This window comes from Kitasatospora sp. NPDC041917, assembly GCF_055589745.1.
Genome location: NZ_JBVJBI010000040.1, coordinates 68,345 through 75,232 on the forward strand (window position 1 = coordinate 68,345; position 6,888 = coordinate 75,232).

General features: G+C 74.3%; 6 protein-coding genes. 4 read left to right on the forward strand and 2 right to left on the reverse strand.

The window, feature by feature from the left end; all coding sequences use genetic code 11:
• Positions 1-34: 34 nt before the first annotated feature.
• Both ACZ6EM_RS32920 and ACZ6EM_RS32925 read left to right on the forward strand, forming a co-directional pair.
• The gene (locus tag ACZ6EM_RS32920) at positions 35-1,027 is read left to right on the forward strand and encodes a pseudouridine-5'-phosphate glycosidase (protein ID WP_452178265.1); all 993 of its coding nucleotides are present in this window, start codon (positions 35-37) and stop codon (positions 1,025-1,027) included.
• 3 nt (positions 1,028-1,030) lie between these two features.
• On the forward strand, positions 1,031-1,909 hold the full coding sequence (locus tag ACZ6EM_RS32925) for a carbohydrate kinase family protein (protein WP_401046029.1): 879 nt from the start codon (positions 1,031-1,033) through the stop codon (positions 1,907-1,909).
• A 9-nt stretch (positions 1,910-1,918) separates the two neighbouring features.
• Here the strand turns inward: ACZ6EM_RS32925 and polX are convergent, their stop codons facing one another.
• A complete protein-coding gene (polX, locus tag ACZ6EM_RS32930) occupies positions 1,919-3,649 on the reverse strand; it encodes a DNA polymerase/3'-5' exonuclease PolX (protein ID WP_465773970.1) in 1,731 nt (576 codons plus the stop codon).
• A 76-nt stretch (positions 3,650-3,725) separates the two neighbouring features.
• Positions 3,726-4,451 carry a sensor histidine kinase gene (locus tag ACZ6EM_RS32935; protein WP_401046032.1) on the reverse strand — a complete coding sequence of 242 codons (726 nt, stop codon included), beginning with the start codon at positions 4,449-4,451 and terminating at the stop codon, positions 3,726-3,728.
• Between the two features lie 293 nt (positions 4,452-4,744).
• Here ACZ6EM_RS32935 and ACZ6EM_RS32940 point away from each other — a divergent pair, with 293 nt between their 5' ends.
• The gene (locus ACZ6EM_RS32940) at positions 4,745-5,362 is read left to right on the forward strand and encodes a helix-turn-helix domain-containing protein (RefSeq protein WP_401046035.1); all 618 of its coding nucleotides are present in this window, start codon (positions 4,745-4,747) and stop codon (positions 5,360-5,362) included.
• Entirely contained in the window at positions 5,359-6,726 is a 1,368-nt protein-coding gene (locus ACZ6EM_RS32945; RefSeq protein ID WP_465773972.1) for an MFS transporter, read from the forward strand. Before ACZ6EM_RS32940 ends, ACZ6EM_RS32945 begins: the two co-directional genes overlap by 4 nt.
• Positions 6,727-6,888 lie beyond the last annotated feature (162 nt).

Consider the following 6,888-nt stretch of genomic DNA (forward strand, 5'->3'; position numbering starts at 1 on the left):
CATCGCAGTGGCAACCTCACAGAGAGTTCGCATCATGACCGGACTTCGCCCCACCGCTCCCGCCGTCCAGGTCTCCGAGGAGGTCGCCCGGGCCCTCGCCGAAGGCCGGCCGGTGGTCGCCCTGGAGTCGACCATCTTCACCCACGGACTGCCGCGGCCGCGCAACCTGGCCGTCGCGCTGGAGGCCGAGCGGCAGCTGCGGGCGGCGGGCGTCGTCCCGGCCACGATCGGGGTGCACGCCGGGGTGCCCACGGTCGGGCTGAGCACCGAGCAGATCACCGAACTGTCCGCCGTCGACGGCCTGGACAAGGTGAGCCTGCGCGACCTCCCGGTGGTCGCCGCGCTCGGCCGGCACGGCGGCACCACCGTCGCCGCCACCGCCTTCCTCGCCCACCGCGCGGGCATCCGGGTCTTCTCCACCGGCGGCCTCGGCGGCGTGCACTTCGGCGCCTCGGAGAGCTTCGACGAGTCGGCCGACATGACCACCCTGGCCGCCACCCCGGTCACCGTGATCAGCGCCGGCGTGAAGTCCATCCTCGACATCAGGGCCACCCTGGAGCGCTTCGAGACCTACAACATCCCGGTCATCGGCTACCGCACCCGCAAGTACCCCGGCTTCTACGTCACCGACTCCGGCCACGAGATCAACTTCAGCGTGGAGTCGCCCGAGCAGGCCGCCAGGATCATCGAGTCCCGGGACCGGCTCGAACTGCCGCAGGCCGTCCTGATCGCCAACCCGGTCGACCCGGCCAAGCAGCTGCCGCCCGAGGAACTGGACGGCATCCTCGCCCGCGCCTGGGCGGAGGCCGAGCGCCGGGGCGTCACCGGCAACGCCTCCACGCCGTTCCTCCTCGACTTCATCCAGCGGGACACCGGCGGGCGCAGCCTGGAGGTCAACGTCGAGGTGTACCGGGGCAACGTCCGGCTCGGCGGAGAGATCGCGACCGCGCTGGCTGCGGGGGCCGGTGCCGGTGACGCCGCAGCGGGTGACGCCGCTTCGGCCGTCGTCGCCGACGGCGGGGCCTGAGCCGTGCTGGGGGTGCTCGGCGACCTCGTCGAGGACATCGTGGTCTGGGCCGACGGCCCGCTGCGGCACGGCACCGACTCCGGTGCCCGGATCTTCCGGCGGCGCGGCGGCAGCGCGGCCAACGTCGCCTGCTTCGCCGCCGGGCAGCACCCCGCCCGCTTCCTCGGCTGCGTCGGCGAGGACGCGGTCGGGGACGGCGTGGTCGCCGAACTGGCCGGCCACGGCGTCGACGTGCGGGTCTCCCGGCGCGGCCGGACGGGCAGCGTCGTGGTGCTGATCGACCAGGACGGCGAGCGGACCATGCTGCCCGACCGGGGCGCCGCCACCCTGCTGGAGCGGGTCCCGGACGAGTGGCTGACCGGACTGACCCACCTTCACGTGCCGGCCTACTCCTTCGACGGAGAGCCGGTCGGCGGCGCGGCGGTGGACGCGCTCGCCCGGGTCCGGAGGGCGGGCGGCACCACCTCGGTGGACGCCTCCTCGACCGGCATGCTGGAGCGGTTCGGACGGGAGCGCTTCCTCGGTCTGCTGGCCGAGTTGGCGCCGACCTTCGTGTTCGCCAACCGCTCCGAGTCGGAGTTCCTCGGGCTGCTGGTCGGCGGTCTGCCCGGGCCGGACCGCGCCCGGCTGGCGGCCACCACGGTGGTCACCAAGGCGGGTGCCGAGGCGACCGCCGTCGACGTGCCCGGCGAGCCGCTGGTCATGGTGCCGGTGCCGCCGGTGGCCGAGGTGCGCGACCTCACCGGGGCCGGGGACGCCTTCGCGGCGGGGTTCCTGGCCGGCTTCCTGGACACCGGGGACCCCGGGCGCGCGGCCGGGCTCGGGCACCGCAGCGCGGCCCGGGTGCTGGCCTCGCCCGGGGCCTCCTGCGGCGGGGAGTGACGTTCGGGGCTACCCGGGCACCGCGTCCTTGCGGAGGAAGTGCTTCAGCTTCTGCCAGGTCCAGGTGTTGACCACGTTTTCGGCGGTGAGCCAGCCGCGCTGCGCGGTGCCGATGCCGTAGCGCGGGTAGCCGAGCTGGCCGGTGGCGTGGGCGTCGCTGTCGATCGCGAAGCGCACGCCGTGCCGCCGGGCCCGCAGGACGTCCTCGTCGCGCAGGTCGAGCCGCTGCGGGGAGCTGTTGATCTCGATCGCGGTGCCGGTGCGCGCGGCGGCCTCGAACACCGCGTCCAGGTCGACGTCGATCGGCCCGCGCCGGCCGATCCGGCGGGTGGTGAGGTGCCCGATGACGTGCACGTACGGGTTCTCGCAGGCGCGGATCAGCCGACGGGTCTGGGCGGCCCGGTCCAGGGTGAAGTGCGAGTGCACGGAGGCCACGCAGACGTCGAAGCCGGCCAGGAACTCCGGTGGCCAGTCCACCCCGCCGTCCGGGCCGATGTTCAGCTCGGTGCCGTGCAGCAGGCGCAACTTCTTGTGCCGGCCGGCGAGTTCCCGGAGCTGTTCGCGCTGGGCGAGCATCTTCTCGTCCGTCATCCGCTGCATCACCAGGTCCGGGGCGTGGTCGGTGACGGCGAAGTAGGAGTAGCCGCGGGCGGCCGCGGTGTCGATCATCTCCTCCAGGGTGGCCAGCCCGTCGGTCAGGTCGGTGTGGGTGTGCAGGTCGCCGCGCAGGTCGGACTCCTGGACCAGGTCCGGGAGTCCGCCGTCCAGCGCGGCCTCGATCTCGCCCCGGTCCTCGCGCAGCGGCGGCGGGATCCACGGCAGTCCGAGGGCCGCGTACACCTCGTCCTCGGTCTCCGAGACCACCTTGGCGCCGCCGTCCACCTCGAACAGCCCGTACTCGGAGAGCTTCAGCCCGGCCCGGACGGCCATCGTGCGCAGCTTGATGTTGTGCGCCTTCGAGCCGGTGAAGTAGACCAGTGCCGCTCCCCAGTCCTCCTCCGGGAGGACCCGCAGATCCACCTGTACGCCCTGGGTGGTACGGACCGAGGTCTTGGTGCTCCCGCTGCCGATCACTTCGGCGACGGAGGGGAGTCCGGTGAGCGCGGCCATCAGCGGGGCGGAGTCCTCGGCGGTCGCGAGCACGTCGATGTCGCCCACCGTCTCGCGCATCCGGCGCAGCGAGCCCGCGTACGCGCAGCGGGTGCAGCCGGGGACGGCGGAGAGCACGGCGACGAGTTGCTCGGCCAGCTCGGTGGCGGTGTCCAGCAGCGTGCGGCCGCCGGACTGCCGCATCAGCTCGATGCCGTGCAGGATCTTCTCGCCGCTGCGCTCGCCGAAGCCGGGCAGGTCGGCGAGCCGCTCCGCGCGGGCGGCCGCGGCGAGTTCGTCCACCGAGGAGATCCCCAGGTCGCGGTAGAGGGCCAGGGCGCGCTTGGGCCCGACACCGGGGACGGCCATCATCTCCCGGACGCCGGACGGGATCTCGGCGCGCAGCGCCTCCAGGGCGGGGACGGTCCCGGTGGCGAGGTACTCGGCGATCTTCTCGGCCGTGGACTTCCCGACGCCGGGGATCTGCTGCAGACCCTTGACGTCCAGGCCTGCCAGGTCCCCGGGGTGGCCGCCGACCGCCCGGGCGGCCTTCTCGTAGGCGCGGGCCCGGAAGGCGTCCCCGCCGGTGATGTTGATCAGGTCGGCGTACTCCTGGAGCAGCTCCCTGACCTGGTCGTTGAGCCGGGGCATGGGGCAAGTCTAGGTTTCGTGGGCCGAATCCGCCGGGTGCGCGCCCCGGTCCGGCCCCGGACGCCGTGGTACTCCGTCAGTCGTACGCGACGGTCAGCAGCAGGACGACGGTCAGCCCGCCGCCGGGGGTGGGCTCCACCGCGAGCCGGCCGCCGGCGGCGTCGACCAGGCTGTGCAGGGCGGGCCCCACCACGCCGTCCGTCCGGACGCCGGCGATCAGCCGGTCGCGCGCCCCGGTCGGCTCGGAGGAGCCCCGGTCGCAGACCCGGATCTCCACCCTGCCGCGGGTCGCCGCCGCCCGTCCGGACGCCCGCGGTGCGGACGCGCCACCCGCCACGTCGGCCCGGACCAGCACCCGGCCGCCGGGCGGGCTGCGCCGGATCGCCTGGTCGACCAGCCCGGCGACGGCGGTCTCCAGCCGGCGGGCGTCCCCGGCCACCACCGGCAGCCCCGGCGCCACCCGGACCGTGACGGCCGCCGCCCGGCCACCGCCGCGCACCACCCGGCGGACCAGGTCGGCCACCTGGACATGCCGGGCCGTCGGCTCGCAGCCGTCCTGCCGGCCGGTCCAGCGCAGCCGCTCCAGCTCGGTGCGGGAGAGCGACCTGGGCGCGGCCATCACGCCCGGTGAGAACGGGCCGAGGCCCTCTTCGGCCTCGGTGGTCGCCAGTGCGCCCGCGCGCCCGGACCCGCTCCGGTGGCCGGTGCCGACCGCGCCGCCGAACGCGCCGACCGCGCCGCCGAACGCGCCGAGCGCCCGGGCCCCCGACGCGACGTAGCTCCAGAGCCTCCCGCGTGCCATCGCCCTGCCCCTCGTGCTCGCCGGCGGCCGTCATCGAATCCGCGGCCGACCGGGACGGGCCGACTACCGGGCCCTTCCTGCCAGCCTGCGCCTCGCCCGCCCGGGTGACAATCCCGCTCCGGGCCGCGGTCCGCTCCGGGGCCCCCGCCGAGCGGCCGGTCGGGCACCCGCCGACCGGCGGGGCCCCGGAGGCGCGGCCTCCTGCGCGTCGAGCAACCGCGAAGACTTCTTCGCAAAAAACCCTTCGCAAAAAAGCCTTTGCAAAGAAGTCTTTGCGGTTCTAGTCTCCTGCCATGACCGAAGAGCGCGGCTGGAAGCACAGCGACGACCCGCACATCGCCATCACCGCCAAGAACATGCGGGCGATGGCGCACCCCGTGCGCATGCAGCTGGTCGGGCTCCTGCGCAAGCACGGCCCGTCGACGGCGACGAGGCTCGCCGCACAGCTGGGGCTGAACTCCGGAGCCACCAGCTACCACCTGCGCCAGCTCGCCGCCGCGGGCTTCGTCGAGGAGGACGAGGAGCGGGGCAACGCCCGCGAGCGCTGGTGGCGTTCGGCCCACCCGCTGACCGTCTGGACGGTGGACGACATGGCGGACGACGACCTCGACACGGCCGCCGGCTTCCTGCGGTCCGTCCTGGCCGCGCACACCCTGACCGCCCAGCGCGCGCTGGACGCCTTCGAGACCATGCCGCGCGAGTGGCGCCGGGTGACGGACCTCAGCGACCGGGTCCTCCAGCTCACCCCCGCCGAGGCCGAGCAGCTCTCCGGCGAGCTGTCCGAGGTGGTCCGGCGCTACCGGCAGATCGACCACGGCGGGCCGGCCCCGGAGGGCACCGAGCAGGTCTCCGTGATCGTCCACGTCCTGCCGGACACGAGCACCACCACGACCGAGGGGGAAACCGCATGACCACCACCGGCACCGGTGCCGCCGCCGACCACGCGCCCGGGCGCAGCTTCCGCCCGCTGGCCGGGGTGCTGGCCGCCACAGTCGTCTCCGTGACCGGCACGCGTGTCTCGGCCATCGCCCTGCCCTGGTTCGTCCTGGCCACCACCGGCAGCGCCACCATGACGGGCCTGGTCGCCTTCGCCGAAATGGCGCCGTACGTGGCGGTCAAGGCACTGACCGGGCCGTTGGTGGACCGGCTCGGGCCGCGCGTGGTGTCCTGGACGACGGACGCGGTCAGCGCCGTCACGGCCGGGCTGGTCCCGCTGCTGCACGCCCGGGGGCTGCTTCCGTTCTGGGCGCTGCTGGTGATGGTCGCGGTGATCGGGGCGATGCGCGGCCCGGGGGACTTGGCCAAGTCCGTCATGGTCCCGGAGGCGGCCGACCACGCCCGGGTGCCGATGGAGCGCGCCACCGGACTGTCGGGGGTCACCGAGCGGCTGGCCTCCACCATCGGTCCGGCGGTCGGCGGCGGGCTGGTCGCCCTGATCGGGCCGCTGGCCGGGCTGGCGGTCAACGCGGTCACCTTCGCGCTCGGGTCGCTGATCATCGCGGTCGCGCTCCCGCGCGGCATGGGGCGCCCGGCGGTGCCCGCCGTGGCAGCCGTGGCAGCCGAACCCTCGGCGGAGGAGCAGCCCGCGGGCTACTGGCGGATGTTCCGCGAGGGCTTCACCTTCCTGCGCTCGGAGCCGCTGCTGCTCACCGTGATCGTGATGATCGGCATCACCAACCTGATCGACGCCGGGTTCACCACCGTCCTCGTCCCGGTCTGGGCGCGCGAGTCCGGCAACGGTCCGGCCGCCATCGGCCTGGCCGCGGCCGTCATGGGCGCCACCGCGGTCGTCGGCAGCCTGATAGCGGCGGCCGTCGCCTCCCGGCTGCCCCGCCGGACGGTGTTCTTCGCCGGCTTCCTGCTGTGCGGCGCGCCGCGCTTCCTGGTGCTCGCCCTCGACGCGCCGATGTGGCTGGTGCTCACGGTCTTCGCGATCGGCGGCTTCGGCGCCGGCTTCCTCAACCCGATCCTCGGCGCGGTCCTCTTCGAACGGGTGCCCCGCCACCTGCTGGGCCGCGTCCACGCCCTCGGCGACTCCCTCTCCTGGGCCGGCATCCCGCTCGGTGGGCTGGTCGCCGGTGCGGCGGTCGCGACGGTCGGGCTGATACCCGGCCTGATCGCCGGCGGAGCCCTCTACTTCGCGACCACGACCCTGGCCGGGCTGCGCCCCGAATGGCGCGAGATGGACCGTTTCCGAGGGCACGCGGGCAGCGCGGTCCAGGCGGGCGGTGCGGCCGACGCGGCCGACGACTCGGAACCGGCGCACTGCGCTTAGGGCGCGTATTCGGTCGTGATCAATCTGTGTGATTCACCTTCGCGGCGGGTCCTGATCCGGTAGACCGTGGTGTGTGACGCGAGCGCAACTGACGGATGCGGAGTGGGTGTTGATCGAGCCGTACTTGCCGATCGGCGAGTACGGCCCGTACCCGGAGCGGCT